General features: G+C 64.0%; 25 protein-coding genes. 19 read left to right on the forward strand and 6 right to left on the reverse strand.

The window, feature by feature from the left end; genetic code table 11:
• Positions 1-216, forward strand: a 216-nt coding sequence (locus tag ABD654_RS00260) for a hypothetical protein (RefSeq protein WP_344701109.1), incomplete at its 5' end; no start/stop codon positions are given.
• A gap of 183 nt (positions 217-399) precedes the next feature.
• On the opposite strand, the gene tyrS is transcribed toward ABD654_RS00260, so the two are convergent.
• Together tyrS and ABD654_RS00270 are read right to left on the reverse strand one after the other, a co-directional pair.
• A complete protein-coding gene (tyrS, locus tag ABD654_RS00265; RefSeq protein ID WP_344701111.1) occupies positions 400-1599 on the reverse strand; it encodes a tyrosine--tRNA ligase in 1200 nt (399 codons plus the stop codon).
• 160 nt (positions 1600-1759) lie between these two features.
• The gene (locus ABD654_RS00270) at positions 1760-2884 is read right to left on the reverse strand and encodes an RNA-guided endonuclease InsQ/TnpB family protein (RefSeq protein WP_344701113.1); all 1125 of its coding nucleotides are present in this window, start codon (positions 2882-2884) and stop codon (positions 1760-1762) included.
• A gap of 175 nt (positions 2885-3059) precedes the next feature.
• Here ABD654_RS00270 and ABD654_RS00275 point away from each other — a divergent pair, with 175 nt between their 5' ends.
• Complete coding sequence (locus ABD654_RS00275; protein ID WP_344701115.1) at positions 3060-4184, forward strand: anhydro-N-acetylmuramic acid kinase; 1125 nt, start codon at positions 3060-3062, stop codon at positions 4182-4184.
• 21 nt (positions 4185-4205) lie between these two features.
• Here the strand turns inward: ABD654_RS00275 and ABD654_RS00280 are convergent, their stop codons facing one another.
• The gene (locus ABD654_RS00280) at positions 4206-5375 is read right to left on the reverse strand and encodes a PilT/PilU family type 4a pilus ATPase (RefSeq protein WP_344701117.1); all 1170 of its coding nucleotides are present in this window, start codon (positions 5373-5375) and stop codon (positions 4206-4208) included.
• Positions 5376-5421: 46 nt separating this feature from the next.
• Positions 5422-6456 carry a type IV pilus twitching motility protein PilT gene (locus tag ABD654_RS00285; protein ID WP_344701119.1) on the reverse strand — a complete coding sequence of 345 codons (1035 nt, stop codon included), beginning with the start codon at positions 6454-6456 and terminating at the stop codon, positions 5422-5424.
• Positions 6457-6487: 31 nt separating this feature from the next.
• Between ABD654_RS00285 and ABD654_RS00290 the strand changes: the two genes are divergently transcribed.
• From ABD654_RS00290 to ABD654_RS00315, 6 genes are read left to right on the forward strand one after another with little or no spacing between them, the layout of a single operon-like run.
• Complete coding sequence (locus ABD654_RS00290; RefSeq protein ID WP_344701121.1) at positions 6488-7198, forward strand: YggS family pyridoxal phosphate-dependent enzyme; 711 nt, start codon at positions 6488-6490, stop codon at positions 7196-7198.
• A 32-nt stretch (positions 7199-7230) separates the two neighbouring features.
• A complete protein-coding gene (gene proC / locus ABD654_RS00295; protein ID WP_344701123.1) occupies positions 7231-8058 on the forward strand; it encodes a pyrroline-5-carboxylate reductase in 828 nt (275 codons plus the stop codon).
• A 46-nt stretch (positions 8059-8104) separates the two neighbouring features.
• Positions 8105-8698: a YggT family protein gene (locus ABD654_RS00300; RefSeq protein WP_344701125.1), complete on the forward strand. Its 594-nt coding sequence runs from the start codon at positions 8105-8107 to the stop codon at positions 8696-8698.
• A gap of 42 nt (positions 8699-8740) precedes the next feature.
• Positions 8741-9940 (forward strand): homoserine O-succinyltransferase MetX, encoded by a 1200-nt coding sequence (gene metX / locus ABD654_RS00305; protein ID WP_344701127.1) that lies wholly within the window; start codon positions 8741-8743, stop codon positions 9938-9940.
• Complete coding sequence (gene metW / locus ABD654_RS00310) at positions 9940-10536, forward strand: methionine biosynthesis protein MetW (protein WP_344701219.1); 597 nt, start codon at positions 9940-9942, stop codon at positions 10534-10536. The genes metX and metW overlap by 1 nt, the downstream gene beginning before the upstream one ends.
• A 57-nt stretch (positions 10537-10593) precedes the next feature.
• Complete coding sequence (locus ABD654_RS00315; protein ID WP_344701129.1) at positions 10594-11043, forward strand: DUF4426 domain-containing protein; 450 nt, start codon at positions 10594-10596, stop codon at positions 11041-11043.
• 34 nt (positions 11044-11077) lie between these two features.
• On the opposite strand, the gene sfsA is transcribed toward ABD654_RS00315, so the two are convergent.
• Complete coding sequence (gene sfsA, locus ABD654_RS00320) at positions 11078-11836, reverse strand: DNA/RNA nuclease SfsA (protein WP_344701131.1); 759 nt, start codon at positions 11834-11836, stop codon at positions 11078-11080.
• Between the two features lie 174 nt (positions 11837-12010).
• Between sfsA and dksA the strand changes: the two genes are divergently transcribed.
• The 11 genes from dksA (at position 12011) to ABD654_RS00375 (ending at position 24230) form a co-directional block, all read left to right on the forward strand.
• Positions 12011-12448, forward strand: coding sequence for an RNA polymerase-binding protein DksA (gene dksA, locus ABD654_RS00325; RefSeq protein ID WP_344701133.1), 438 nt, complete (start codon positions 12011-12013; stop codon positions 12446-12448).
• A gap of 83 nt (positions 12449-12531) precedes the next feature.
• Entirely contained in the window at positions 12532-13446 is a 915-nt protein-coding gene (gene gluQRS, locus ABD654_RS00330) for a tRNA glutamyl-Q(34) synthetase GluQRS (protein ID WP_344701135.1), read from the forward strand.
• A gap of 2 nt (positions 13447-13448) precedes the next feature.
• Positions 13449-13625, forward strand: coding sequence for a hypothetical protein (locus tag ABD654_RS00335; RefSeq protein WP_344701138.1), 177 nt, complete (start codon positions 13449-13451; stop codon positions 13623-13625).
• Positions 13615-16551, forward strand: coding sequence for an ATP-binding protein (locus ABD654_RS00340; RefSeq protein ID WP_344701140.1), 2937 nt, complete (start codon positions 13615-13617; stop codon positions 16549-16551). The genes ABD654_RS00335 and ABD654_RS00340 overlap by 11 nt, the downstream gene beginning before the upstream one ends.
• A complete protein-coding gene (locus tag ABD654_RS00345; RefSeq protein WP_344701142.1) occupies positions 16529-17923 on the forward strand; it encodes a sigma-54-dependent transcriptional regulator in 1395 nt (464 codons plus the stop codon). Before ABD654_RS00340 ends, ABD654_RS00345 begins: the two co-directional genes overlap by 23 nt.
• 917 nt (positions 17924-18840) lie before the next feature.
• Complete coding sequence (gene pcnB / locus ABD654_RS00350; protein WP_344701144.1) at positions 18841-20172, forward strand: polynucleotide adenylyltransferase PcnB; 1332 nt, start codon at positions 18841-18843, stop codon at positions 20170-20172.
• Positions 20173-20180: 8 nt separating this feature from the next.
• Positions 20181-20675: a 2-amino-4-hydroxy-6-hydroxymethyldihydropteridine diphosphokinase gene (gene folK / locus ABD654_RS00355; RefSeq protein WP_344701146.1), complete on the forward strand. Its 495-nt coding sequence runs from the start codon at positions 20181-20183 to the stop codon at positions 20673-20675.
• A 67-nt stretch (positions 20676-20742) separates the two neighbouring features.
• On the forward strand, positions 20743-21534 hold the full coding sequence (gene panB / locus ABD654_RS00360) for a 3-methyl-2-oxobutanoate hydroxymethyltransferase (protein WP_344701148.1): 792 nt from the start codon (positions 20743-20745) through the stop codon (positions 21532-21534).
• Between the two features lie 73 nt (positions 21535-21607).
• Positions 21608-22459 (forward strand): pantoate--beta-alanine ligase, encoded by an 852-nt coding sequence (gene panC / locus ABD654_RS00365; protein WP_344701150.1) that lies wholly within the window; start codon positions 21608-21610, stop codon positions 22457-22459.
• 126 nt (positions 22460-22585) lie between these two features.
• Complete coding sequence (gene panD, locus ABD654_RS00370) at positions 22586-22966, forward strand: aspartate 1-decarboxylase (protein WP_344701152.1); 381 nt, start codon at positions 22586-22588, stop codon at positions 22964-22966.
• A 73-nt stretch (positions 22967-23039) separates the two neighbouring features.
• The gene (locus ABD654_RS00375; protein ID WP_344701154.1) at positions 23040-24230 is read left to right on the forward strand and encodes an acetyl-CoA C-acetyltransferase; all 1191 of its coding nucleotides are present in this window, start codon (positions 23040-23042) and stop codon (positions 24228-24230) included.
• Between the two features lie 127 nt (positions 24231-24357).
• Here ABD654_RS00375 and pnp read toward each other — a convergent pair whose 3' ends face one another.
• Positions 24358-26580 carry a polyribonucleotide nucleotidyltransferase gene (pnp, locus tag ABD654_RS00380; protein WP_344701157.1) on the reverse strand — a complete coding sequence of 741 codons (2223 nt, stop codon included), beginning with the start codon at positions 26578-26580 and terminating at the stop codon, positions 24358-24360.
• Positions 26581-26789 lie beyond the last annotated feature (209 nt).

Raw genomic sequence — 26789 nt, forward strand, 5'->3', positions numbered from 1 at the left:
CAAAACCCGAAGGTTTTTGACGAGACACTTGCCTTGATAGTAGATGATTTGTCACCCACTCAGGCAAGCGCCCACATGAATTACCTGATCAACTTGTTAAAGAGCATCTCGCAAGGCCGTTATGTCGGCCTGCAAAGCGGCGATGACTTGCCGTCTCTGCTGCGAGGAAGGCGTATTCTACACGCCTTGAAGTGGTTGTCAACTGCGATTCTTTAAACCGCCACGATTTTAAACTCGCATAAATCGTTGACACCCAAGGCCTTTTTGGGCCTTTCACCGCGGGCAACGCTTGGCGTCGCCTGCAGCGGATGCGTACTCTACGGGCTGCGGCGGCGTTTGGCAAGGGAACCGTGCAAAAAGTTTTCCGAAGCCTTTTATACGGCGATAGAGCCGCCGCACCTACTTGAGCGTGACCCTCGCGTAGCGCTTCTTCCCGGCCTGGATTACATAGGCTTTGCCCGTGGGCAGCATGGCATCTTTGGCGACGACCTTGCCGTCGACCTTAACGCTGCCGTTTTTCAGCATATCTTTAGCCTGGGCGCTGTTTTTGGTCAGCTCCGCGCGATTGAGGATAGCAGCAATAGGCGCTTTTGCTCCGCCTTCGAAGTCTACCTCCACGTCCGGCAGATCGTCGGGCAGCTCGCCGTCGGCCAGCTGATTGCCCGACGACCGGTGCGCGTTAGCCGCGGCTTCTTCGCCGTGGTAGCGCGTAATCAGCTCTCGGGCCAGCTCCATTTTGATATCCCGCGGGTTGGCGCCTTCGTTGACCTGCTGCTTCAGCGCGTCGATGGTCTCGTTGGACTTGAGCGACAGCAGGTCGTAGTAGCGCCACATCAGGCTGTCAGGCATGGACACCAGCTTATTGAACATGGTCCCTGGCGCTTCGTTGACACCGACGTAGTTCCCCAGCGACTTGGACATCTTTTGCACGCCGTCAAGACCCTCAAGCAGCGGCATGGTCATCACAACCTGCGAGGCCTGGCCGTAGTGCTTCTGGATTTCGCGGCCCATCAGCAGGTTGAATTTCTGGTCGGTGCCGCCAAGCTCAACGTCGGCTTCCAGCGCTACGGAATCGTACCCCTGCACCAGCGGGTACAAGAATTCATGGATGGCAATGGCCTGGTTGGCCCGATAGCGCTTTTCAAAGTCGTCACGTTCCAGCATCCGCGCAACGGTGCTCTGGGCGGCAAGTTCGATCATCTTGGCGGCGCTGAGCTCGCTGAACCACTCGGCGTTGAAACGCACCTCGGTTTTGGCCGGATCAAGAATCTTGAACACCTGTGCTTTATAGGTCTCAGCGTTGCGCTTGACCTCCTCTTCGCTCAGCGGCTTGCGCGTTACGTTCTTGCCCGAAGGATCGCCAATTCGGCCGGTGAAATCGCCGATCAAAAAGATCACCGTATGGCCCAGATCCTGAAACTGGCGCATCTTGGTCAAAAGCACGCTGTGCCCCAGGTGCAAATCCGGCGCGGTAGGATCAAAGCCCGCTTTGATACGCAGCGTGCGGCCGGAGGCAAGCTTCTCTTTCAGCTCGTCTTCCAGCAGTATCTCGTTGGTACCACGCGCCAGCAGCGCTAAAGCCTGATCCACCTCACTCATTGATTATTCTCCCCTGACTGTTAAAGACTGATTGCTCAGGCCGCCGGCTAGCGGACGATTCTGACACTCCCCGCCCGCCGCGCACTGCGCTTCGGGCGAGGGTTGCTGGGTCATCCCCAGAACCTTCCTGCTTCCACGCGCCTTCACTAGACCGTGACGATTAAGCCACAGCCCCCGATCCAGTCGCTCCACAGGCTACCCCCGCCCGTCCGGCGGTTTCGATATTCCTGGCCGCGTTGATATCGCGGTCAATGGCTTGGCCGCAGCCGTCACAGTGCCAGTGGCGCTGCGATAGCGGTAGCTTTTTGATCTTGTGGCCGCAATGGTGGCACGTCTTGCTGCTGGGCAGCCACCGGCTGACCTGAATGAGCTGGCGGCCCGCCCAGTCGGCCTTGTAGGCCAGCTGGCGCAGGAACTCGCCCCAGCCCGCATCGCTGATGGCTTTGGCCAGTGTCTTGTTCTTGAGCATGCCGACAATGTTCAACGTCTCGACGCAGATCACTTGGTTTTCGTTGACCAGCGTTCGAGTGGCCTTGTGCATGGCGTCGCGGCGGCAGTCCGCGATTTTGGCGTGCAGACGCGCCACCTTGCGGCGCATTTTGTGGCGGTTGTTCGAGCCTCGCTGCTTTTTGCTCAGTCGGCGTTGCAGGTAGGCCAGTTTGGCGGCATACCGCTTGAGATAGCGCGGGTTGCCCGACTTCTGCACGTTGCTGGTGATGAACAGGTCGGTCAGCCCTAGATCAACACCTACGGTGTTAGGAGAAACTGGCAGAGGCTCAGGCGTGAATTCGCACAGGCAGCTAATGAAGTAGCGGCCTGCACGGTCGCGTGAAAGGGTGACGCTGGAGGGAGCGCCAGGCAATGGCCGGCTCCAGCGGATCGGCAATGGCGCCTTTGTTTTGGCGATAGTGATCTCGCCGTCCCGGTAGCGGAAGGCGGCTCGGGTCAGTCGGATGGATTGCCGGCCATCCTTGGCCTTGAAGTGCGGATAGCGCGCCTTGAGCGTCGGATTGAAGAAGTTGTCGAAGGCCGCTTTTTGATCGCGCAGGGCTTGTTGCAGGATCACGCTGGACACGTCCTTCAGCCACGGATATTCCGCCTTGAGGGCCACCAGCCGCTTTTCCGCTGCCGAGTGGGTGAGCGTTTCCCCGCGCTGCTGATACGCTTCGGTGCGATAGGCCAGGGTGTTGTTCCAGACAAAACGCGCGCAGCCAAACGATTGCGCCAGCAAGGCGGCTTGTTCGGGCGTCGGATAAAACCGTTCCTTGTAGGCGCGTTTCGTCATTTTGTATAAATATCAGGTGGTGATGGAACCTTCAACCCCGGCACCGCGTTGCGGTGTGCGCTTTTATCACCGCCCGCACGGGGCGATGCTTTACGCGCTATTTGGTAAACGGCGCACGATGGTACCATGCTCGCCGTTGATGGTTGAGCCTTGCCCGGGAGAATTGAACGGCTTTATGCAACGCGACGCGGATATTTACGCCGGCTTGATGTCCGGCACCAGCCTGGACGGCATTGATGCGGCGCTGGTGGCCGTCACACAAGATGCCCCCCCTCGCCTTCTGGCCACACACGCCGAGCCCATGCCTCGGGCGTTGCGCCAGCGGCTGCTGGCACTGTGCCACGCCGATAGCGCAAACTTTGCCGAGCTGGCCGCCGCCGAGCAGGCTTTTTGCAAGCTGCAGGCCCGGGCTGTCGCAACGGTCATGGCGCAATACGGCGTGCCGGCCAGCACGATCAAGGCCATCGGCAGCCACGGACAAACCGTTGAGCACGCGCCGGGCGGCCACCGGGGCGGGCCGGCCTATACGCTGCAGCTGGACAACCCCAGCCTTCTGGCCGAGCTGACCGGCTGCTGCGTCGTGGCGGACTTTCGCCGCCGAGACCTTGCCGCCGGAGGCCAGGCCGCCCCGCTGGCCCCGGCGTTTCACCGGGCGCTGTTTCACGACAGCACGGAAGAGCGGGTGGTATTGAACCTGGGCGGATTTGCCAACATCACCTGGCTGCCCCGGGACGGCAGCGCGCCGCTGGGGTTTGACACCGGCCCGGCCAACGTGCTGCTGGACGCCTGGTGCCAGGAGCACGGCCGCGGCGCATTCGACGCTAACGGCGCCTGGGCGGCATCGGGGACGGTCGACCCACAGCTGCTAACGCGCCTGCTGCGCGAGCCGTTTTTCCATCAGCCGCCGCCGCGCAGCACCGGGCGCGAGCTGTTTGATCGGGCCTGGCTGGAAAAGCACCTGGACGGCGGCGAAGCCGCTGCTGACGTGCAGGCCACGCTCACCGAGCTGACCGCCGCCAGCGTGGCGCAGGGCATCACTCAGCTGCTGGGCGAGCGCCCTCTCACGCTGATCATCGGCGGCGGCGGTGCGCATAACGCTGCGCTGTGCCGGCGGCTGGCCGCTCACCTCCCGCGCGCTACCCTGCGCTCAGCGAACGACTGGGGCTGGCCGGCCGACTGGATCGAAGCCGGCGCTTTTGCCTGGCTGGCGTACCGCCGCCTGCATCATCTGCCCGGCAATCTTCCCAGCGTAACCGGCGCGGCCGGCGAGCGCGTTCTCGGCGGGGTTTACGCGCCCTGAGAAGCCGCGATCCGCCGGCCGCTAGAAGTCGTCGGCATCGCGCAGCGACAGCCCTTCGGGCACTCGGCTTGCCAGCGTGGCCCCGTCTTCCACGGCTCGCTGTTCGCTGCCGAATTTCAGCATCATGCGAAGATTGTTCGCCGAATCGGCGTGCGCCAGCGCCACCTCCTCGCTGATGCGGCCGGCCTGGGCCAGCTCGCACAGCGCCTGATCGAAGGTTTGCATACCGCTATCCCGCGAGCCGGCCATGGCCTCCTTGATGTCGTCGATGCGTCCTTTTCGGATCAAATCGGCAATGCGCGGCGAACGCAGCATGATTTCAATGGCCGCGCAGCGCCCCTCTTCAGGGGTGGGCAGCAGCTGCTGGGCCACAATTGCATGCAGGTTGAGCGACAGATCCATGAGCACCTGCTCACGCTGCTCATGGGGAAAAAAGTGGAGAATACGGTCCAGCGCCTGGTTGGCATTGTTGGCGTGCAGGGTGGCCAGGCACAGATGCCCGGTCTCGGCAAAGGTCAGCGCGTGCTGCATGACCTCCCGGGTGCGAATCTCGCCGATCAAAATCACATCCGGTGCCTGGCGCAGCGTGTTTTTCAGCGCCACTTCGAAAGACTCGGTGTCGATGCCTACTTCGCGCTGGTTAATGATGCCGCGCTTGTGCGGATGTATATACTCGATCGGATCTTCGATACTGATAATATGGCCGCCGAGGGTTTCGTTACGCTTTTGGATCATCGCGGCAAGCGTGGTTGATTTCCCCGTGCCGGTGCCGCCGACAACCAGCACCAGACCGCGTTTTTTTTGCGCCAGATCGGCAAGCGATGCCGGCACGCCCAGCGTGGCCAGCTGGGGAATGTCCAGCGCGATGCGGCGCACGACCATGGCCATCTGGTTGCGCTGCTGAAAAGCGCTCACTCGAAAGCGCCCCGTGCCGCCAAGGCTCAGGGCAAAATTGGCTTCGCGCTCCTGTTCAAACGTCTCGCGCAGCCCGTCCGGCAGCGCATGCATGACCAGCTCAGACACCGTCTCGGCATCCAGCGGCGCAGACGTTACCGGCTCCAGCCCCGAAGGCATTTTCAGACTCGGCGGTACGCCGACAGAAATCAGCAGATCCGACGCCTGCCGCGCCACCATCGCCTCCAGCAGGCGGTGCATCAGCGATTCAGGCGCTGCGTTGATCTTCTCGCTCATGATGACTCCTTGCCACCTTGGTTGCTTTTCACAGCTGCCTGCGGTGTTAAAGAGCAAGCTGCCCTTTGGCCTGCGCCTGTGCCAGCTCACGGCTGATCACGCCTTCTCGGGCCAGCTGGGTGAGCGCGGCGTCAAGCGTTTGCATGCCCAGACTGGCGCCGGTCTGCAGCGCCGAGTAAATCTGCGCCACCTTGTCTTCACGGATCAGATTGCGCACCGCCGGCGTGGTCACCAGGATTTCATGGGCCGCCACGCGCCCGCCCTGCTGGCGCTTGAGCAGCATCTGGGAAATAACGGCCTGCAGCGATTCGGAGAGCATGGAACGCACCATGCTTTTTTCCGCGGCGGGGAAGACATCGATAATGCGGTCGATGGTCTTGGCCGCCGAGGTCGTGTGCAGGGTGCCAAGCACCAAATGCCCGGTTTCCGCCGCGGTCAGGGCCAGGCGAATGGTTTCCAGATCGCGCAGCTCTCCGACGAGAATAACGTCGGGGTCTTCGCGCAGGGCGCTGCGCAGAGCGCTGGCGAAGCTGCGCGTATCGCGGTGGACCTCGCGCTGATTGACCAGGCTGCGCTTGCTGGTGTGAACAAACTCCACCGGGTCTTCAATGGTCAGAATATGCTCGTGGCGTCGAGCGTTGACATGATCCACCATGGCCGCAAGCGTCGTGCTCTTGCCTGACCCGGTAGGCCCGGTGACCAGTACCAGCCCGCGCGGCAGCATAGCGAGCTGCTCAAAGACCGTGCCCATGCCCAGATCATCCAGGGTCAGCACTTCGTTGGGAATGGTACGCAGCACAGCACCCGCGCCGCGCGACTGATTGAACGCGTTCACGCGAAAGCGCGCCACGCCGGGCAAGTCGAAGGAGAAATCCGTCTCCAGATGCTCCTCGTAGTCGCGGCGCTGGTTATCATTCATGATTTCATAGATCAGCTTGCGCACGGTGGCATTATCCATTTCCGCCACGTCCAGCCTGCGTATGTCGCCGTCAACGCGTATCATGGGCGGCAGGCCCGCCGACAGGTGCAGGTCAGAGGCGTTCTGTTTTGCCGCAAAGGCCAGCAGTTCAGTAATATCCATATTCTTCCCCAGCTACGGTAATGTGTTGCGCATGACAAACGATGCTCTTTCTGACGCGCTCGACGGCGCACGCCGGCGCCTGGCAGATGCCTTGAGCGACGCCGGACGACCGCCGGACGACGCGCGACTTCTGGCGGTCAGTAAAACACAGCCGGCCACCGCCGTGCGCTGTGCCCACGCCCTCGGACAGCGCCATTTCGGCGAAAACTACCTGCAGGAAGCGCTGGACAAACAGGCCGAACTTGCAGACCTTGACGATATTGTCTGGCATTTCATCGGCCCGCTGCAGTCCAACAAGACGCGCACCGTTGCCGAGCGGTTTGACTGGATGCACAGCGTCGATCGCCTCAAGGTAGCCCGCCGGCTAAGCCGGCAGCGCCCCGAAGGCATGCCACCGCTCAATATCTGCTTGCAGGTTAACGTCAGCCGCGAGGCCTCCAAGTCCGGCGTTATGCCCGCTGAGCTTGACGCGCTGGCCCGCCAGGTAGCGGCGCTGCCCGGGCTGTCTCTGCGCGGCCTGATGGCCATTCCTGCCCCGGCCGAGACGTTCGATGCCCAGCGCCGGCCGCTGGCCGAGCTGCGCGCGTGTTTGCACAATTTGCAAACGGCGCTACCCGACGCCCCGCTGGACACGCTTTCCATGGGCATGAGCGGCGATCTTGAAGCCGCCATTGCCGAAGGCGCGACGCTGGTGAGGCTGGGCACCGCCATCTTTGGCGCCCGCCAACGCTTTGTTCAATGACGCTAGGATAAACCTATAGCCAGGATAAACCTATGGACACCAAGATGACATTTATCGGCGCGGGCAACATGGCCGGCGCCATCATCGGCGGGCTGGTAAAAAGCGGCACCCCGGCCGAACACATCACCGCCGCTGCACCCGACCGCGACCAGCTGGACGCCATCAGCCAGCACCTGGGCATTCATACCGCCACAGACAACGCCGCGGCCGTGGCCGACGCCGAGGTTGTGGTGCTGGCGGTCAAGCCCCAGATCATGCGCGACGTCTGCCATGATCTCGCCGACGCGGTGCAAAAGGCGCGCCCGCTGGTCATTTCCATTGCCGCGGGGCTTGATGCCGCGACCATCGACGGCTGGCTGGGCGGCGGCAACGCCCTGGTGCGCTGCATGCCCAACACCCCGTCGCTGGTCGGCCAGGGCGCCTGCGGCCTGTACGCCAACGCCCGCGTCAGCGACACCCAGCGCGACACCGCGACCCGGCTGATGCAGGCCGTGGGCCTGGTTGAATGGGTCGACGACGAGTCGCTGCTTGACGCCGTCACCGCGGTGTCCGGCAGCGCGCCGGCCTACTTCTTTTTGATGTTTGAGGCCATGGAAGACGCCGGCGTGAAGCTTGGCCTGCCCGCCGACACCGCCCGCCGGCTGGCGATGCAAACCGCGCTGGGCGCGGCCACCATGGCCGGGCAGAGCGAGCACGCCCCGGCCACGCTCAAGCAGAACGTGATGTCGCCGGGCGGCACCACCGAGCGCGCCATTGCCACCCTGGAAGATGCCGGGCTGCGGCAGGCCGTGGCGGATGCCATGCAGGCCTGTGCCGAACACGCCGGGCAGATGGCCCAACAACTGCGCGACAAACGCTAACCCCCTCGCCCACCCTTGCACGACCCACGACGACGGAGATTTCACCATGGGCACCCAACTCGGCAACGCCGGGCTGATGCTGATCAACACGCTTATCGGCATTTACCTGTTCATTCTCATGCTGCGCTTTCTTCTGCAAGCCTCAGGCGCTGACTACTACAACCCCATGAGCCAGTCGGTGGTCAAGATTACCCAGCCGGTGGTGCAGCCGTTTCAGCGCTTTCTCGGCCCGGTGGCCGGGCGCTTTGATCTGGCCACGCTGGCCGCCGGGGCGGTACTCAAAATCCTCAGCATTATCGCCATCTTCATGATCATCGGCGTGGGCATACCGCCGCTGGGCGGCGTGCTGATTGCCGGGGTAGCCGCCCTGCTCGGGGCCATTCTCAAGATCTACTTTTTTGCCCTGATCGTGATGATCATCCTGAGCTGGGTGGCGCCCAACGCAAGCCACCCGGGGGCGCTGCTGGTGATGCAGCTGGTCGAGCCGATCATGGCACCGGTGCGCCGGGTCATTCCCCCGCTGGGCATGATCGATCTTTCACCCATTGTGGTGTTTATCGGCATCAACCTGCTCGACGGCCTGGTGGTCGGCGCGCTGATTCGCGCCGCCGGCATTTCCGGTAGGCTGGTCGGACTATAACGCCTGCATTTACGCTTTTTTTGTCCAAAACGATGATCTGTCATGTCTGACTTACATTCCGCTGACCCGGAACGCCAGCTGCCGCCGGACTCGGTGGGGGTGGTCATTCCCGACGTCGCCCGCTTTACCACGCCGCTTGAGCTTGCCTGCGGCAAGACGCTGCCCGCCTACGATCTGGTGTATGAAACCTACGGTACCCTCAACGCCGAGCGCAGCAATGCCGTGCTGGTCTGCCATGCGCTTTCCGGCCACCACCACGCCGCCGGCTACCATCATCCGGACGACCGCAAGCCCGGCTGGTGGGACGCCTACATCGGCCCGGGCAAGCCGGTGGATACCGAGCGCTTTTTTGTGGTGTCGGTCAACAACCTCGGCGGCTGCCACGGCAGCACCGGACCGCTGAGCCACAACCCGGAAACCGGCCGCCTGTGGGGGCCGGATTTTCCCGTGGTCACGGTGCGCGACTGGGTGACAAGCCAGGCGCGGCTGGCCGACCGGCTGGGGATTACACGCTTTGCTGCGGTCATTGGCGGCAGCCTCGGCGGCATGCAGGTCATGCAGTGGAGCATCGACTACCCCGAGCGCATCGCTAGCGCGGCCGTGATTGCCGCCACGCCCCGGCTCTCGGCGCAAAACATCGCCTTCAACGAAGTGGCCCGCCAGGCCATCCGTTCGGACCCGGACTTTCACGCCGGCCGGTACGCCGAGCACGACGCCGTGCCCAAGCGCGGGCTGAAGCTTGCACGCATGGTGGGCCACATCACTTATCTGTCGGAAGACGCCATGGGCGCCAAGTTCGGCCGCGATCTGCGCAGCGACGACTTGCACTTCGGCTTTGGCGTGGAGTTTCAGGTGGAATCCTACCTGCGCTACCAGGGAGACACTTTTTCCACCGCCTTTGACGCCAACACCTACCTGTTGATGACCAAGGCGCTGGACTACTTCGACCCGGCCGCCGAGCACGACGGCGACCTGGCCCGGGCGCTGGCCCCGGCGCAGTGCCCGTTTCTGGTGCTGAGCTTTTCCTCGGACTGGCGCTTTCCGCCGTCACGTTCCAAAGAGCTGGTCAATGCGCTGATCCGCGCCGGCAAGCCGGTCAGCTACGCCAATATCGTCTCGCCCTACGGCCATGACGCCTTTTTGCTGCCCGAGCCGCGCTATCAGGCTATTTTTCGCGCCTTTATGCAGCGCGCCGCTCCCGCGCCCCGCCCTGAGGCCACCGCAGAGGAGACACCGCCGTGATGCGCGCCGACCTCACCATTATTTACGACTGGGTAGCCCCCAACAGCCACGTGCTTGACCTGGCCTGCGGCGACGGCGTGCTGCTCGAAGCGCTGGCCCGGCACAAGGGCGTGACCGGCTACGGTCTGGAAATCGACCCCGACGGCATTACCGGCTGCGTGGCTCGCGGGGTAAGCGTCATCGAGCACAACCTGGACGACGGGTTGGCAAGCTTTGACGACTACAGCTACGATCAGGTGATCATGACCCAGGCCCTGCAGGCGCTGCGCCGGCCGGACCTGATGCTGCATGAAATGCTGCGCGTAGCCGACGAGGGCATTATCACCTTCCCCAACTTCGCCTACTGGCGCCATCGCGTTCACCTAGGGCTGCGCGGCTATATGCCGGTGTCCAAGTCGCTCCCTCACGCCTGGTACGACACGCCCAACATCCACCTGTCGACGTTTAACGATTTTGAACACCTGTGCCGCGACCAGGGGCTGGTGATCGTTGACCGCGCGGTGGGCGTGGGCAATCATCGAGGGCATTGGACATCGCGGCTTTGGCCCAATCTGTTCGGCGAAATCGCGATTTTCCGCGTCCGGCGGCGGTCCTAGCGCCGCTACCGGCCGAATCGGGCAAGGCCCGGAACGCATCATTGAGGAGAAACGTTCATGGCAAACCGCTGGCTGCTTCGCATGACCGTCTTTTTAGCCCTGTGCCTTGGCGCCTTCGGCGCGCACGGCGACCGGCAGCGCGTCGGCGACTACGTCATCCACTACAGCGCAATCGGCACCCGTTTTCTGGCCCCGGAAGTCGCCGAGGAATACGGCATACAGCGCAGCGCCGGGCTAGGGCTGGTTCACGTAAGCGTTCGCGAACACCGGGACGACGGCACCACCCGGCCGGCAAGCGCCAGCGTCAAGGGCAGCGTAGGCCCGCTCAAGGAAACACCGAAAAGCCTCGACTTTCGCACCGTGCGCGATAACGGCGCGGTCTACCAGCTGGCCACCTTCCGCCTGACGCACGACGCGCCGATGCATTTTACCCTCAAGGTGCGCGCCGATCGTAACGCCGCCGCTGAAACCGTACGCTTTGTCCAGCGCTTCTACCTGGAGCGCTAGATTCGCCCCGCCGCGCAGCCCCGGCGCTGCAGGCCTAAAGACGCACGCCTAGCTGCCGGCGCAGCGCTACGGCGAAAGGTGCGCCGTGCTGCCAGCTAAAACGCACGCCGTAGGCCAGTACCTCCACACCGCAGGCAACGGCGTCCGCCAGCGCCGCGGCGTAGGCCGGATCGATATGCGCGGCCGCCCCTACGCTGTCAATCCCTTCGTGGGCCACGCAGAACAGCAGCACCGCTCGATGCCCTTGTCCGGCCAGCCGAGCCAGGGTGTGCAGATGCCGAGTACCGCGCTGGCTTACCGCATCGGGAAAATACCCCAGACCGTCGGACTCTCGCAGGGTAACCTGCTTGACCTCCACATAGGCCCGGCCTCGCGTTGGATCGTCAAGCACAAAGTCCAGCCGCGCGCCGTCCACTCGGGCCTCGCGCTTGAGTTTGGCATAGCCGGCCAGCGGTGCCATCAGCCCGGCACCGAGCGCCTGCTCGGCGATGCGGTTGGCGCGCCCGGTATTGACCGATGCCATGTCCACGCCGCCGTCTTCGCGCGGCAGCTCGATCAGCTCCCAGGTCCATGCAAGCTTGCGCCTGGGATTGTCGTTTGGCTCAACCCACACCCGGCACCCCGGCTGGTTGACCGCCGTCATCGCCCCGGTATTGGGGCAGTGGGCCACGACTTCACGGCCGTCATCCAGGCGCACATCGGCCAGAAACCGCTTGTAGCGGCGCAGCAGCGTGCCGCGCGTCAGCAGCGGATAAGGCAGCGCGCCCTTCTCATCCGTATTCGATCTATCCATAACTCCCCTTCATGGTGGGTGTATCGGCGCCGGTCCGAGGCCCTGCGCCGTTTACCTCAGCAGGCTAAAGACTTGCATTTTGTAACGTTTTGGGCTAAACAAGCATGCTTTTGGCGCGACGTCATTAGGCCATCTAATGATCATTCAGCAGTCATTTACGTAAGGGGCACTCCCATGCCAGTAGCGGAAAACCAAACGGAAGCGTCCAAGACTTTCATCCCGTATGAGCCGGCGGCGGGGGAAGAATACATGAACGAGCAGCAGCTGGCGCATTTTCGTCAGCTGCTGCTGGACTGGAAGCAAGAGCTTATGGTGGAGGTGGACCGCACGGTTCGCCACCTGCAGGAAGAGGCCAACAACTACGCCGACCCGGCCGACCGAGCGACGCAGGAAGAAGGGTTCAACCTGGAGCTGCGCACGCGGGACCGTGAGCGCAAACTGCTGAAAAAAATCAATGAAACCATCGAGAAAATCGACGAAGACGACTACGGCTTCTGCGAAGCCTGCGGCATTGAAATCGGCATTCGTCGCCTGGAAGCCCGCCCTACCGCCACGCTGTGCGTGGACTGCAAAACCCTCGACGAACTCAAGGAAAAACAGCTCGGCGGCTAACCGCCGACAAAGCTTGACCCACGGGCACCTGCGGGTGCCCGTTGGCGTTTTCTGCCCCTCATCCCCACGGGGACGCTGCTATCATGGCCGGCATGAACACACACGCGACACCCCGCTACCGCGGCCGTTTCGCGCCCACGCCGTCAGGCCCTTTGCACTTCGGCTCGCTGGTGGCGGCCTTGGGCAGCTACCTGGATGCCCGGGCCGCCGGCGGCGAGTGGCTGCTGCGCATTGAAGATATCGACCCGCCGCGCTGCCCCGAGGGTGCTGCCGATACCATCCTGGCCCAGCTTGAGGCCTTCGGCCTGGAATGGGACGGCGAGGTCAGCTGGCAGCACCGCCGCCACGCCGCCTATCAGGCAGCCCTGGAGCGGCTGGAAACGCTGGGGCTGGCCTACCCGTGCAGCTGCTCGCGCAAACAGTGGCAGAGCTACGCCGTCTACCCCGGCTGGTGTCGCCGCGGCGTGTGCCGCCCGAATGCTCCGGTGGCCTGGCGGCTGCGAAGCGATCTCGGCGAGCACCCGGCACGCTTTGACGACCGCCTTCAGGGCCGCCTTGAATTTGACCCGGCAGCGCTTGGCGATGCGGTGCTCAAGCGCAAGGATGCCCTTTTTGCCTACCAGCTGGCCGTGGTGGTGGACGACGCCGAGCAGGGCATCACCGACGTGGTGCGCGGCATGGACCTGCTCGATAACACCCCCTGGCAGCGCCAGCTACAGCGGGCGCTGGGCTATCCGGCACCGCGCTATCTGCATTTGCCGCTGGTCGTTGCCGCCAACGGCCAAAAGCTCTCCAAGCAAAATCACGCACCGGCGCTTGCCACCGAGCCCGCGGGCATTCGCCGCCAGCTGTTTGCCGCCCTTGAAGCACTCAGCCAAGCGCCGCCGGCCGCGCTGGCCCGGTGCCCGGTCGCCGAGCAGCTGGCCTGGGGTATCGCCCGCTGGTCACCGGCGCGCCTGGCCGGCGCCGCTACGCGCCCTGTGCCGCAGGAGCATTAACCGTGTACGTCTATCGCATCATGCTGTTTTTCGTGTTCGGGGGATACCTGCTCTCGCCGCTGCTGATGAGCGGCTGGGGCGACCCGGATATTGCCTGGTATCGGCCCTTTCTGATCTGGGGCGGCCTTATCGCCCTGACGCTGTGGCTGGAACAGAAAAGGAAGCTCGATGAACGCTGAATTGACGGCCATCGTGCTGCTGGGGCTGGGCTATCTTGCCTTGCTGTTTGGCTGCGGTCTGGCCGTGGAGCGCGGCTGGGTTTCCACCCGGGTGACGCGCCATCCAGCGGTCTATACGCTGTCGCTCGGCGTTTACGCCAGCGCCTGGGCGGTGTACGGCAGCGTGGAGTTTGCCGCCGACGCCGGCTTTGGCTATCTGGCGTACTACCTGGGCGCGGCCGGGGCCTTTTTGCTCGCCCCGGTGCTGCTGGTGCCCATCCAGCGGATCAGCCGCACCTATCAGCTGGCCTCGCTGGCCGATCTGTTTGCCTTTCGCTACCGCACGCGCTGGGCCGGCACCCTGGTCACGCTGGTCAGCAGTCTTGCGGTTTTGCCGCTGCTGGGCATTCAGGTCAAAACCCTGAGCGAGGCCATCAACGTCATGACCCACACCCGGGCCGGCAGCTCGGTGGCACTGCTGTTCTGTCTGGTGGTCGCGGCGTTTGCGGTGATCTTCGGCGCCCGTTCCAGCCATCTGCGCACACGCCACAACACCTTGCTGGCGGCTATTGCGTTTGAGTCGCTGGTCAAGCTTGGCGCCATGCTGGCGCTGGGCGCGTTCGCCCTGTGGGGCGTCTTCGACGGCCCGCAGCCGCTGCAGCAGTGGCTGGCCAGCGGCGAGGGGCAGGCGCTGACGGCACAAACCCCGTCGCTGGACCCGGCGCACTGGCGCACGCTGCTGCTGCTGTTCTTCGCGGCTGCCTTTATGATGCCTCACCTGTTTCACGTCACCTTTGCCGAAAGCCTGTCTCGGCATACGCTGCTGCAGGCCAGCTGGACGCTGCCGCTGTATCTGCTGCTGATGGCGCTTCCCGTGCCGCTGATCTGGTGGGCCGCACAGAAAGCGACCGACGCGCCCATCGGCGCTACCGCCTATGCCGCCTATTTGATGAGCGAGCATGCCGGCGTCGGCGCGCTTGCGTTCATTGCCGGGCTGGCCGCCGCCAGCGGCACCATGATCATGATCGCACTGGCGCTTTCGGGCATGGTGCTCAACCACGTCGTACTGGTGGCGCGTCCGCCCGAGGCCCGCGCCGATCTCTACGGCTGGCTGCGCTGGCTGCGCCGGGGGCTGGTGGTGGCGGTGGTGTTTAGCGGCTGGCTGTTTCACGAAAGCGTCGGCCGCCATGACCTCATGGCGCTGGGGCTTGCCGCCTTTGCCGGCATGGCGCAGTGCCTGCCCGGCATGCTGGCGCTTTTGTACTGGCCCGGGGCCAATCGCAAGGGCGTAGTCACCGGGCTTGCCGCCGGCAGCGCCATATGGCTGTGGGGGCTTTGGCTGCCGCTGTTCGTCCCGCTGCCGGCGCTATGGTCACCGCTGCCCGGCGAGCCGCTTTGGTATCAGGTGACGCTTTTATCCCTTGCCGTCAACATTGTCGCCCTGATCGGCGTGTCGCTGTTCAGCCGCACCTCCCCGGGCGAGCGCTCCGCGGCCGAGGCCTGCTCAGTAGACGCCGTTGTGCGCTCCAAGCGCCTGCCGCTGCAGGCCGCCACGGTGGCCGACTTCAGCGCCCAGCTGGCCGAGGCGCTGGGCGACGAGGCCGCCGAACGCGAGGTCAAGCGGGCGCTTGGCGCGCTGAACCTTGACCGCCATGAAGACCGCCCCTATGCCCTGCGCCGCCTGCGCGACCGCATCCAGGCCAACCTGTCCGGGCTGATGGGCCCGTCGGTGGCCCGGGATATCGTCGACCGCTACCTGCCCTACCGCCACGACGACGCCCCGGCCACCGACGACATCCATTTTGTGGAAAGCCGGCTGGAAGCCTATCGCTCACGGCTGACCGGACTTGCCCGAGAGCTGGACGGCCTGCGCCGCCACCACCGCCAGACGCTGGCCAACCTGCCCGTGGGGCTTTGCATCTTCGGCCACGACGACGAGATCGTCATGTGGAACCGGGCGCTCGCCGGGCTTTCCGGCATCGGCGGGGAAAGCGTGATCGGCGCGCACCGCGACAGCCTGCCCGAGCCCTGGCCGACGCTGATGCAAAACGCCCTGCAAAGCGCAAGCGTAACGCTGTACCAGCAGGCCGCACGCCTCCATGAGCGCGACTATTTTCTCACCCTGCACAAGGCACGCCTTGACGGCGACGACAGCCACGGCGGCACCGTGGTACTCATTGAAGACCACACCGAGATGAAATGGCTGGAAGACGAGCTGGTACACGCAGCAAGGCTTGCCTCTATCGGCCAGCTGGCCGCCGGCGTCGCCCACGAGATCGGCAACCCGGTCACCGCGATCTCATCGCTTTCGCAAAACCTGCGCTACGACACCGACGACCCCGCCGTGCTACAGGCCGCCGAGCACATTCAGACCCAGACCGAGCGCATTACCCGCATCGTCAACTCGCTGGTGGAATTTGCCCACGGCGGGCGCCGCTCGGTGGCCCTGCCGCGCTCGCCGGTGGAGCTTGCCCGCATCAGCGACGAGGCCCTGCATTTGTTACACTTGGCGCGCAGCGGCGAAGCGGTCAGCTTTCACAACGAATGCCCGGCCGGCATCGTCGTGCGCGGCGATGCCCAGCGGCTCATTCAGGTGATGCTCAACCTGCTGGGCAACGCCCGGGACGCCTGCGCGCCGGACGGCACGGTCACCCTCAGCGCCGGCCGTCAGGGCAGCCACGCTTGGTGGCGCATCGCTGACACCGGCCACGGCATTCCCGACGCCGTGCGCGACCGCCTGTTTGAGCCGTTTACCACCACCAAAACCGCCGGCGAGGGCACCGGGCTTGGGCTATCGCTGGCCTATCAGATCATCAACGAACACCAGGGCAGTATCGACGTCGCCTCGCCGCCTCCCGGCCACTCCCGCGGCACGGCCATGACGCTATGGCTACCGCTTTACCCACAGGACGACTCGCCGCTTTATGCACAAGATTCTGATTGTTGAAGATGAAGCGATCATCCGCAGCGCGCTCAAGCGCCTGCTGGAGCGTCATGACTACGCGGTCAGCGAAGCGGAAAACGCCGAAGAAGCCGAGGCGCTGGACCCGCAGCGCTTTGATCTGGTCATCAGCGATTTGCGCCTGCCGGGAAAAGAAGGCACCTCGCTGATCGAACGCGCCGCCCCGGTGCCGGTGCTGATCATGACCAGCTACGCCAGCATGCGCTCGGCCATCGACTCGCTTAAACAGGGCGCGGTGGACTACATCGCCAAGCCGTTTGACCACGCCGAACTGGTGGAAACCGTCTCGCGCGTTCTGCACCAGCAGGCCATGCGCCAGAGCGAGCCGCCGGCCATCACCGACGAAGGCGGCAGCCAGCAGCCCATGATCGGCGACTGCGACGCCATGCAGCAGGTCTACACCCGCATCCGCAAGACCGCCCCGGCCGACGTCACCGTGCTGATTCTGGGCGAGTCCGGCACCGGCAAGGAGCTGGTGGCCCGCGCCCTGCACCAGCAGAGCAAGCGCGCCGCGGCCCCGCTGGTCTCGGTCAACTGCGCGGCGATTCCCGAAACGCTGATCGAATCCGAGCTGTTCGGCCACGAAAAGGGCGCCTTTACCGGCGCCAGCGCCTCGCGTACCGGGCTGGTCGAGGCCGCCGACGGCGGCACCCTGTTTCTCGATGAAATCGGCGAGCTGCCGCTGGACGCCCAGGCCCGGCTGCTGCGCGTGCTTCAGGAAGGCGAAATCCGCAAGATCGGCTCGGTGGAAACCCGCCACGTGGACGTGCGCCTGATCGCCGCCACCCACCGCGATCTGGCCGCGCTGTCCAAAAGCGGCGAGTTCCGTCTGGATCTTTACTACCGGCTCAACGTCATGCAGATCGACCTGCCGCCGCTGCGCGAGCGCGAAGACGACGTGCTGGCCATCGCCGACATCCTCCTCGACAAGGCGCTCAAGCGCCACGGCCGCGAAGGCCTGCGCCTGTCCCGGGCGGCGCGCCAGGACCTGCGCGACTACCCCTGGCCGGGCAACGTCCGCGAGCTGGAAAACGCGCTGGAGCGTGGCGTCATCCTTGCCGAAGGCCATCTGATTCATCCTGACGATCTGGGGCTGGCCCCGGTCGCTACACGCCCCCCGCCCGCGCCGGTCACAGCCGCGGAAACGGCCGATTTCGACGACACGTCAGCCGCCGACGAGGCCGCCGAAGGCGTCTCGCTGGAAGCCTATTTTCAGCATTTCGTGCTGGAACATCAGGATCACATGAGCGAAACCGAGCTGGCGCAAAAGCTCGGCATCAGCCGCAAAAACCTCTGGGAGCGTCGCCAGCGGCTGGGCATTCCGCGCAAAAAACACGCCCGGCGCGCTTCTTCCTGACGCACTTTCCCGTCAGCCATCCCGCTATCGCCCGCCACCGTCGACCAACGTCGCATTGGCCGTTCGCATATTGTTCGTTCTCGCAGCGGCGGCCGTGGCGCACTGTTACCCAGACACACAGTCATCGTATCTACCGGGCCACAAAGCGGTAACACTTACCCGTAGCGGCTTTTTTCTGACGCCCCAATATTTTCATATCTATTTGATAAATATCATTTTTTATAGAACTGGCACGCAGTATGCAATACATAAAGCAAGAAAAACAAACGGACACACTGGGCCCGGCGGAACAGCACAGACCACAACAACAATCGTGCCATCACCGCCCTCGCTTCTGCCCCGAACAACAACAACCCGGCAGAACAATCGCCAGAGAAACAAGAGACATCCCCGCATAACAACAACAACGGAGACGTTCTCGACTTGCGCCGGCACCGCCAACAATAACAACGGGTGCCGGCAAGCAAGAGCCCGGTAGAAAACGCGACGCACGCAGGCCATGCACAACAACAAAAGCAACTACGGCCATTGACGTGCCCCCGGCAACAATAACAACCGCCGGGAGTGAAGTTCGCGCTTGGATGATTGTTTTGAATACGAGGCGGTTGGAAACGTTTACACCTCACGCCTGCCGACTGCGGTGCGTATTCAGGGCGATGCGCCAACACGAAAAAAAGAGCGGCACAGACGCCAAATGACCCATTGCAAACCGCCTATTTTCAAGGGGAGCCCGCCGGGCTCCCCTTTTTTGTCTTGGCGGTGGCGCTTTGCAAGGCTCGGGGCGTCGGCTACACTCGGGCATTTGTCATGTCGTGTCTTGTGGTACGCAAGTTAAAATCGTCGCATGTTCAAAGGGGCCCGTTGCCCCACTGCCGTGTTCGCAGAACCTGTCCTGCTTGTTAATTTCCGGAGAGCATTTGAAATCCCCCCACCATGAAGACGGCCGGCCCGGCCTGCCTGCCCCCCGCATTATTCCGCGCGCTGAACACCCCATCTCGCGCCAGCACATCAGCGACGCCGCGCTGAAGGTCCTCTATCGTCTGGACGGCGCGGGCTTTGACGCCTATCTCGTGGGCGGCTGTATTCGCGATGCCCTGCTGGGCAAAATGCCCAAGGACTTCGACGTGGCCACCAACGCCACCCCGGAGCAGGTGCGCGAGCTGTTTCGCAACGCACGCCTGATCGGCCGGCGCTTTCGCATTGTCCATGTGCGCTTTGGCCGCGAAATCATTGAAGTCACCACGTTTCGCGGCAAGCCCCAGGAAAGCCACGCCGACCACATTGCCCAGCAGTCCGATGCCGGGCTGCTGCTGCGCGACAACGTCTGGGGCCGCATCGAGGAAGATGCGCTGCGCCGCGACTTTACCGTCAACGCGCTGTACTACAGCATTGCCGATTTCAGCCTGCATGATTTTGCCGACGGCGCCCGCGATATCGAAACGCGCACCCTGCGGCTGATCGGCGATCCGGAAACCCGCTACCGCGAAGATCCGGTGCGCATGCTGCGCGCGGTGCGCTTTGCCGCCAAGCTGGACTTTTTGCTGGACGCCGCCACCGAAGCCCCCATCTACGAGCTGGCGCCGCTGCTGCTGCAGATTCCGCCGGCGCGGCTGTTTGACGAAGTGCTCAAACTGTTCATGGCCGGTCACGGGCTGATGACGTTTCGCCTGCTCAGCCACTACGAGCTGTTCGGCATGCTGTTTCCCGAAGCCGAAGAGACCATGGCCGATGCCGCCTGGGCTGAACAGCTGATCGAAGCGGCGCTGGCCAATACCGACCGGCGCATCGCCGAGGGCCGCCCGGTAACGCCGGCCTTTCTGCTGGCGGCTTTTCTGTGGCCGGCGGTTATGCAGCGCAAAGCCGCGTTCGAGCAGGACGGCATGCCCGGAATACCGGCCATGCAGGCCGCCGCCCAGCAGGTCATCTCGCGCCAGCTCCAGCACGTCTCGATTCCCAAGCGTTTTGCCATGCCCGTACGCGATATCTGGGATCTGCAGGAGCGCCTGGCCAAGCGCCAGGGCAAGCGCGCCTTTCAAACCCGAGAACACCCGCGCTTTCGCGCCGCCTATGACCTGCTGCTGCTGCGCGAACAGGCCGGCGAAATTTCTTCAGGCCTGGGCGAGTGGTGGACGGCCTTTCAGCAGGGCGACGAGCACGAGCAGCGCCGCCTGCTCAGCAAAATCGGCAGCGACCCGGCCAGCCGGGGCAAGCGAAGCAAGCGCCGGCGCGCACCGTCTCCCTCGGAGTAAAACGCAGCATGCCGGCTTTCGCTTTATCCACCTCGCTTGCCTACGTGGGCCTGGGCAGCAACCTGGCCGATCCGCGCCGCCAGGTTGCCACAGCGCTGGTCGCGCTTGACGGGCTGGCACTGTGCCGCCTGGTCGGGGCGTCCGGGCTGTACGCCAGCCGGCCGGTCGGCCCCCAGGACCAGCCCGACTTCGTCAACGCCGTGGCCGTGCTTGAAACGGCGCTTTCCCCGCTTGCGCTGCTCGATCAGCTGCAGGCGCTGGAACAGCGTCACCGCCGCCGGCGCGAGCGCCGCTGGGGGCCGCGCACGCTGGATCTTGACGTGCTGCTGTTCAGCGCGCTCTCGATGGCGCACCCAAGGCTGCAGGTGCCGCACCCTTATCTGCACGAACGGGCATTTGCCCTGCGGCCGCTGCGCGAGGTGGCCCCTGATCTGTTGCTGTATGGCAAACCGCTCGACCACTGGCTGGCACCTCTGGCCGACGACGTCACGCCGCTAGGCTAACGGGTGCTGCCCGCCTCACCCACGCCCGTTTTGTTACTCTTTACGCAACCAACCGCGAGGCCACACCATGAAAACCGTCACTCTGAGCACCCTGCGCGCGCTAAAGCACAGCGGGGAAACGTTCAGCTGCCTGACCGCCTACGACGCCTCCTTTGCCAACGCTGCAAGCCAGGCCGGCATTGACGTGCTGCTGGTGGGGGACTCTTTGGGGATGGTACTCCACGGGCACTCAAGCACGCTGCCGGTAACGCTTGACGATATCTGCTATCACACCCGAGCGGCGGCGGCAGGCAAGGGGGCCAGCCTGCTCATGGCGGATCTGCCCTTCATGAGCAACGCAACCGTCGAGCGCACGCTCAACGACGCCGCCGCGCTGATGCGCGCCGGGGCCGAAATCATCAAGGTAGAAGGCGAGGCGTGGATGGCCGACGGCGTGCGCGAGCTGACCCGCCGCGGCGTGCCGGTGTGCGCGCACCTGGGGCTGACGCCGCAAACCGTCTATCAACTCGGCGGCTACAAGGTGCAGGGCCGCGATGCCGAGCAGGCCGAGCGCATTCTTGCAGACGCCCGCACCCTGGTCGATGCCGGGGCTTCGGTCATTTTGCTGGAATGCGTTCCCGCAAGCCTTGGCCGGGCGGTTACCGAGGCGCTGAACGTGCCGGTTATCGGTATCGGCGCCGGGCCGGATACCGACGGTCAGATACTGGTCATGCACGACGTGCTGGGGGTCAGCACCGGACACACGCCGCGTTTTGTGAAAAACTACATGGCCGAGGCAGACAGCATCCAGGACGCTTTTGCCCGCTATCATCAGGACGTCAAACAGCGTGCCTTCCCCACGCCGGCGCACTGTTTTTAACCGGTACGCTATTCGTAACCGGTACGCTATTTATCACCGATACTCTCGCTTCTAATCGGCAGGCCGTTTTATCATGCACACCCTGTATACCGTCGAGGCGCTCAACGCGGCGCTTACTCCATCGCGGCAGCAAGGGCAAACCGTGGCTCTTGTGCCCACCATGGGCAACCTGCATGCCGGGCACCTGGCGCTTGTCCAGCATGCCCGCGCCCGTGCCGACGTTGTGGTGGCGAGCCTGTTCATCAACCCGCTGCAGTTCGGCCCGGGGGAAGACCTCGATGCCTACCCGCGCACCTTTGCCGCAGACCAGGCGGCGCTGGAAAGCGCCGGCTGTGATCTGCTGTTTGCCCCCGGCGCGGCGGATCTTTACCCCAGCGGGCTTGAAACCGCCACCCGCGTTCACGTCCCCGGCGTCAGCGAAGGGCTGTGCGGCGGCTCGCGCCCCGGGCACTTCGACGGCGTGGCCACAGTGGTCAGCATGCTGTTCCACCTGGTCGCCCCGAATCTTGCCTGCTTCGGCGAAAAAGACTACCAGCAGCTGGCGGTGATTCGTAAAATGGTCGCTGATCTGCACCTGCCTGTTGATATCGAGGGCGTGCCGATTGTGCGCGCCGACGACGGCCTGGCGCTTTCATCGCGCAACGGCTATCTAAGCGCCGAGGAGCGCGCCCAGGCGCCGGCGCTGTACCGAACGCTTTGCGCCATGGGTGAACGGCTATCGGCTGGAGACGACGGCGATGCCGTACTGCTAGACGGCCACCGGGCGCTGCAGGCCGCAGGCTTTATGCCGGACTATATAGCCCTGCGCGACCGCCAGCTGAATCCGGTAGTCGCAGACACCCGAGAAGCCGTACTGCTGGCCGCCGCTCAGCTGGGGCCAGCCCGGCTGATCGACAACCTGACGCTTACGCTTCCTCACCGGTAATCGTTGACGTTCAAAACCCGCCGGCCACGCGGCTTTTATGCCGGCGAGCCGATTGTTTATACTGCGTTTTTGATAGCCTCCCGGCACTTCTTGCCGGGGGCCTGTCCTGCTTGAAAGGATTTCCCCATGCATACCGTTATGCTCAAGGCCAAGCTTCACATGGCGCGCGTTACGCACGCCGTGCTCCACTATGAAGGCTCCTGCGCCATCGACGGCGAGCTTCTCGACTTGGCCGGCATTCGCGAAAACGAACAGATCCAGATCTACAACGTCGCCAACGGCGCACGCTTTACCACCTATGCTATTCGCGGCGAGGAAGGCTCGCGGATGATCTCCATCAACGGAGCTGCCGCCCACCACGGAAGTCCGGGGCAGCGCATCATCATTTGCAGCTACGCGCACTACGAGCAAAGCGAGCTTGCCGAGCACAAGCCTTCGCTGGTTTATCTAAAAGAGGGCAACGAGGTCAGCCACACCAGCAACGCCATTCCCGTACAGCTAAGCTGATACCGGACGCCACCGGGCCCGCGGCGCTCTTGCCGGCTGGCCGCTATCATCGCATTGAGCAGGAGGTGCCAGAATGTCATCGGGTCATCAAGACGTCGTCATTGTTGCCGCCAAGCGCAGCGCCATCGGCACGTTCGGCGGCTCGCTTGCCGGCATGCCGGCAAGCGAGCTGGGCGCTCAGGTCATTGAAGACGTAATGCGCACCGCCGGCGTCGCCCCGAGCGAAGTCGACGAAGTGCTGCTGGGCCAGGTACTGACCGCCGGCTGCGGACAAAACCCCGCGCGGCAGGCCGCCATCGGCGGCGGGCTGCCCGAGGGCGTACCGGCAATGACCGTCAACAAGGTCTGCGGCTCCGGGCTCAAGGCGCTGCACCTGGCAACGCAGGCCATTCGCTGCGGCGATGCCGAGGTGGTGCTGGCCGGCGGCCAGGAAAGCATGTCCGCCGCCCCGCATCTGCTGCCCCATTCCCGCCACGGCCAGCGCATGGGGAACTGGACCGCTGTGGACTCGATGATCCACGACGGCCTGTGGGATGCGTTCAACGACTACCATATGGGCATAACCGCGGAAAATCTGGCCGAGCACTATGGCATCAGCCGGGAGGAGATGGACGCCTTTGCCGCCGAATCCCAGCGCAAGGCCGTCGACGCCGTAGCGCAAGGCCGCTTCAGCGGCGAAATCACGCCCATTAACGTGCCCGGGCGCAAAGGCCACACCCACGTCTTCGACACCGACGAGGGCCCACGAGCGCTGACCGCCGAGAAGCTCGCCGGCCTGCGCCCGGCATTCAAGGCTGATGGCCGCGTGACCGCGGGCAACGCCTCGGGCATCAACGACGGCGCGGCCGTTGTCATGCTGTGCTCGGCGGCCAAGGCCGAAGCGCTTGGGCTTACGCCCCTTGCGCGCATTGCCGGCTATGCAAGCGCCGGGGTAAACCCGGCGCTCATGGGCACAGGGCCAATACCGGCGACCCGGCGCTGCCTGGACAAAGCCGGCTGGCAGACAGGCGAGCTTGACCTGATCGAGGCCAACGAGGCCTTTGCCGCTCAGGCCATTGCCGTTAACCGCGCGCTGGGCTGGGACACCTCACGCATCAACGTCAACGGCGGCGCCATTGCGCTGGGCCACCCCATCGGCGCCTCGGGCTGTCGCATACTGGTCACCCTGGTGCATGAGATGCTCGCGCGAAACGCCCACAAAGGGCTCGCTACGCTGTGCATCGGCGGCGGCCAGGGCGTGGCGCTGGCCATTGAGCGCAGATAACCCCGCGTGCTCGGGCCGTTTGCTCGGCCTGCAAGGCGCTGTGATGCCGGCGAAAAGACGTTGAAACACCGTCACCGCGCAGCCCCGCACCTCTAGGCGGCGGGGCTGCGCGATTTCAGCAGAAAAATCAGTCGCCAGAGGCTGCGTCTTTTTCGGTCTGCGGCGGCTCGGCAGCCGGCGTCTGGTGGCTCGGGGCTTTTTGCGGCAGATCTTCACTCTGGCCCTGAGCTGCCACAAACGCTGCCTTTTCCTCTTCGGTAATTTCCTTGAGCGTAAGCTTTACCCGGTTGCGGTTATCCACATCCAGCACCTTGACCACGACTTCGTCGTTTTCGTTGAGGTAGTCGCGGACGTTTTCCACCCGTTCAGGCACAATCTGGGAAATATGCACCAGCCCGTCCCGGCCGGGCATGAAGTTGACGAAGGCGCCAAAGTCGGCGATGCGCACCACCTTGCCGGCATACAGCTTGCCGATTTCGGCCTCGGCGGTAATGTCCAGCACGGTTTTTTCCGCTGCCTGGGCCGCCGTTTTGTCCTCGGCGTAGATGCGTACGGTGCCGTCGTCGTCCAGGTCAATGGACGCACCGGTCTCCTCACAGATCCGGCGAATGGTAGCACCCCCCTTGCCGATAACGTCGCGCACCTTCTTCGGCGCGATTTTCAGCGTGCGCATGGCCGGGGCGTTGCCGGAGACTTCCTCGCGGCTGGCGCCCATCACCGCATTCATCTGCTTTAGAATCTCAAGGCGCGCGCTGTAAGCCTGCTGCAGCGCAGTCTCCATGATGTCTTCGTCGATGCCTTCGATCTTGATGTCCATCTGCAGGGCGGTGACGCCTTCTGCAGAGCCGGCCACCTTGAAGTCCATGTCACCCAGGTGATCTTCGTCGCCAAGAATATCGGTGAGCACCGCACAGCGGTCACCGTCTTTGACCAGCCCCATGGCGATGCCCGCCACCGGCGCCTTGAGCGGCACGCCGGCGTCCATCAGCGCAAGCGAGGCCCCGCACACCGAGGCCATGGAGCTTGAGCCGTTGGACTCGGTAATCTCGGAAACCAGGCGAATGGTGTAGGGAAAACTGTCTTCCCCGGGCAGCACGGCCTGAATGCCGCGGCGAGCCAGCCGGCCGTGGCCGATTTCGCGGCGCTTGGGCCCGCCGATAAAACCGGCCTCGCCCACGCAGTACGGCGGGAAGTTGTAGTGCAGCATGAAGCGATCCTTGCGCTCGCCTTCCAGCGACTCGATCAGCTGGGCGTCGCGCAGGGTGCCCAGGGTCGCCACGGCAATGGCCTGGGTTTCGCCGCGTGTGAAAATCGCCGAGCCGTGCGTTTTGGGCAGCGCGCCTACTTCAATGGACAGCGGGCGTACGGTCTGATGATCACGGCCGTCAATGCGCGGCTCGCCGTCAAGCACCCGGGCGCGCACCACGCGCTTTTCCAGCGCGGCAAAGGCGCCTTTGATCGCGTCTGCGGCAAAGTGGGCGTCTGCCGGTGCGTCAGCGCGCTCACCCAGCGCTGCTACGGCCTCTTCTTTCAACTCGCTCAGCGTCTCTTGACGCGCCATCTTGTCGGTAATGCGATAGGCATCGCCGATTTTATCGCGGAAGCTGTCCGCCAGCGCTGCGGCAAGCTGACGGTTGCCCGACACCGGCTGCCAGCTCCAGCGCGGCTTGCCGGCCTGGGCCACCAGCTCGTTGATGGCATCGATGGCCACCTGCATTTCCTGATGGCCGTAGAGCACCGCGCCGAGCATTTCGTCTTCCAAAAGCTCCTGGGCTTCGGACTCCACCATCAGCACCGCGTTGGCGGTGCCCGCCACCACCATGTTCAGCTCGGAGTCGGCCAGCTCATCCACGGTGGGGTTAAGAAAATAGCCCTGCTCTTCGTTGAGGCCCACGCGCGCAGCACCGATGGGGCCGTTGAACGGCACCCCGGCAATGCCCAGCGCCGCTGAGGTGCCCAGCATGGCGGCGATATCCGGATTCTGGTTGCGCTCGGCAGAAAGCACCGTGCACACCACCTGCACTTCGTTCATGAAGCCTTTGGGAAACAGCGGGCGAATAGGCCGGTCGATCAGCCGCGAGGTGAGGGTTTCTTTCTCGGTGGGGCGGCCTTCACGCTTGAAAAAGCCGCCGGGAATCCGGCCCGCGGCGTAGGTTTTTTCCTGGTAGTGCACCGACAGCGGAAAAAACGGCTGTGCAGGGTTGGCGTCCTTTTTGGCCACCACGGTGCAGAGCACCACGGTGTCCTCCATGGTGACCATCACGGCACCGGTGGCCTGGCGGGCAATACGCCCGGTTTCCAGCGTTACGGTGCTGCGACCGTATTGAAACGTTTTTTTAACCGGATTCACGGCAACTTCCTTTCACGTTGGGCAACTTGTCGGGGCGAGCGTGTCGTTTTCACTGCGGCCATTCTAGGCACTGAACCGCGCGACGACCACCGCTTCTCTTCCACTTTCTCTTCCACTGGCCGATAAAAACCCGGCCCTCACCAAGGCCGGGGCAGAAACACAAAACGGGCAGCCTCAAGGGCTGCCCGTTTTGCCGTAGCGCAAAAGCC

Origin of the sequence: Halomonas cibimaris, from assembly GCF_039537045.1 — a bacterium.
Taxonomy (GTDB): Bacteria; Pseudomonadota; Gammaproteobacteria; order Pseudomonadales; family Halomonadaceae; genus Vreelandella; species Vreelandella cibimaris.

Bases quoted from the DNA above. Each gene is read 5' to 3' on its own strand.
- tyrS (WP_344701111.1), bottom strand. From the start codon at position 1,599: ATGAGTGAGGTGGATCAGGCTTTAGCGCTGCTGGCGCGTGGTACCAAC.
- ABD654_RS00270 (WP_344701113.1), bottom strand. From the start codon at position 2,884: ATGACGAAACGCGCCTACAAGGAACGGTTTTATCCGACGCCCGAACAA.
- ABD654_RS00275 (WP_344701115.1), top strand. From the start codon at position 3,060: ATGCAACGCGACGCGGATATTTACGCCGGCTTGATGTCCGGCACCAGC.
- ABD654_RS00280 (WP_344701117.1), bottom strand. From the start codon at position 5,375: ATGAGCGAGAAGATCAACGCAGCGCCTGAATCGCTGATGCACCGCCTG.
- ABD654_RS00285 (WP_344701119.1), bottom strand. From the start codon at position 6,456: ATGGATATTACTGAACTGCTGGCCTTTGCGGCAAAACAGAACGCCTCT.
- ABD654_RS00290 (WP_344701121.1), top strand. From the start codon at position 6,488: ATGACAAACGATGCTCTTTCTGACGCGCTCGACGGCGCACGCCGGCGC.
- proC (WP_344701123.1), top strand. From the start codon at position 7,231: ATGGACACCAAGATGACATTTATCGGCGCGGGCAACATGGCCGGCGCC.
- ABD654_RS00300 (WP_344701125.1), top strand. From the start codon at position 8,105: ATGGGCACCCAACTCGGCAACGCCGGGCTGATGCTGATCAACACGCTT.
- metX (WP_344701127.1), top strand. From the start codon at position 8,741: ATGTCTGACTTACATTCCGCTGACCCGGAACGCCAGCTGCCGCCGGAC.
- metW (WP_344701219.1), top strand. From the start codon at position 9,940: ATGCGCGCCGACCTCACCATTATTTACGACTGGGTAGCCCCCAACAGC.
- ABD654_RS00315 (WP_344701129.1), top strand. From the start codon at position 10,594: ATGGCAAACCGCTGGCTGCTTCGCATGACCGTCTTTTTAGCCCTGTGC.
- sfsA (WP_344701131.1), bottom strand. From the start codon at position 11,836: ATGGATAGATCGAATACGGATGAGAAGGGCGCGCTGCCTTATCCGCTG.
- dksA (WP_344701133.1), top strand. From the start codon at position 12,011: ATGCCAGTAGCGGAAAACCAAACGGAAGCGTCCAAGACTTTCATCCCG.
- gluQRS (WP_344701135.1), top strand. From the start codon at position 12,532: ATGGCCGGCATGAACACACACGCGACACCCCGCTACCGCGGCCGTTTC.
- ABD654_RS00340 (WP_344701140.1), top strand. From the start codon at position 13,615: ATGAACGCTGAATTGACGGCCATCGTGCTGCTGGGGCTGGGCTATCTT.
- ABD654_RS00345 (WP_344701142.1), top strand. From the start codon at position 16,529: ATGCACAAGATTCTGATTGTTGAAGATGAAGCGATCATCCGCAGCGCG.
- folK (WP_344701146.1), top strand. From the start codon at position 20,181: ATGCCGGCTTTCGCTTTATCCACCTCGCTTGCCTACGTGGGCCTGGGC.
- panB (WP_344701148.1), top strand. From the start codon at position 20,743: ATGAAAACCGTCACTCTGAGCACCCTGCGCGCGCTAAAGCACAGCGGG.
- panC (WP_344701150.1), top strand. From the start codon at position 21,608: ATGCACACCCTGTATACCGTCGAGGCGCTCAACGCGGCGCTTACTCCA.
- panD (WP_344701152.1), top strand. From the start codon at position 22,586: ATGCATACCGTTATGCTCAAGGCCAAGCTTCACATGGCGCGCGTTACG.
- ABD654_RS00375 (WP_344701154.1), top strand. From the start codon at position 23,040: ATGTCATCGGGTCATCAAGACGTCGTCATTGTTGCCGCCAAGCGCAGC.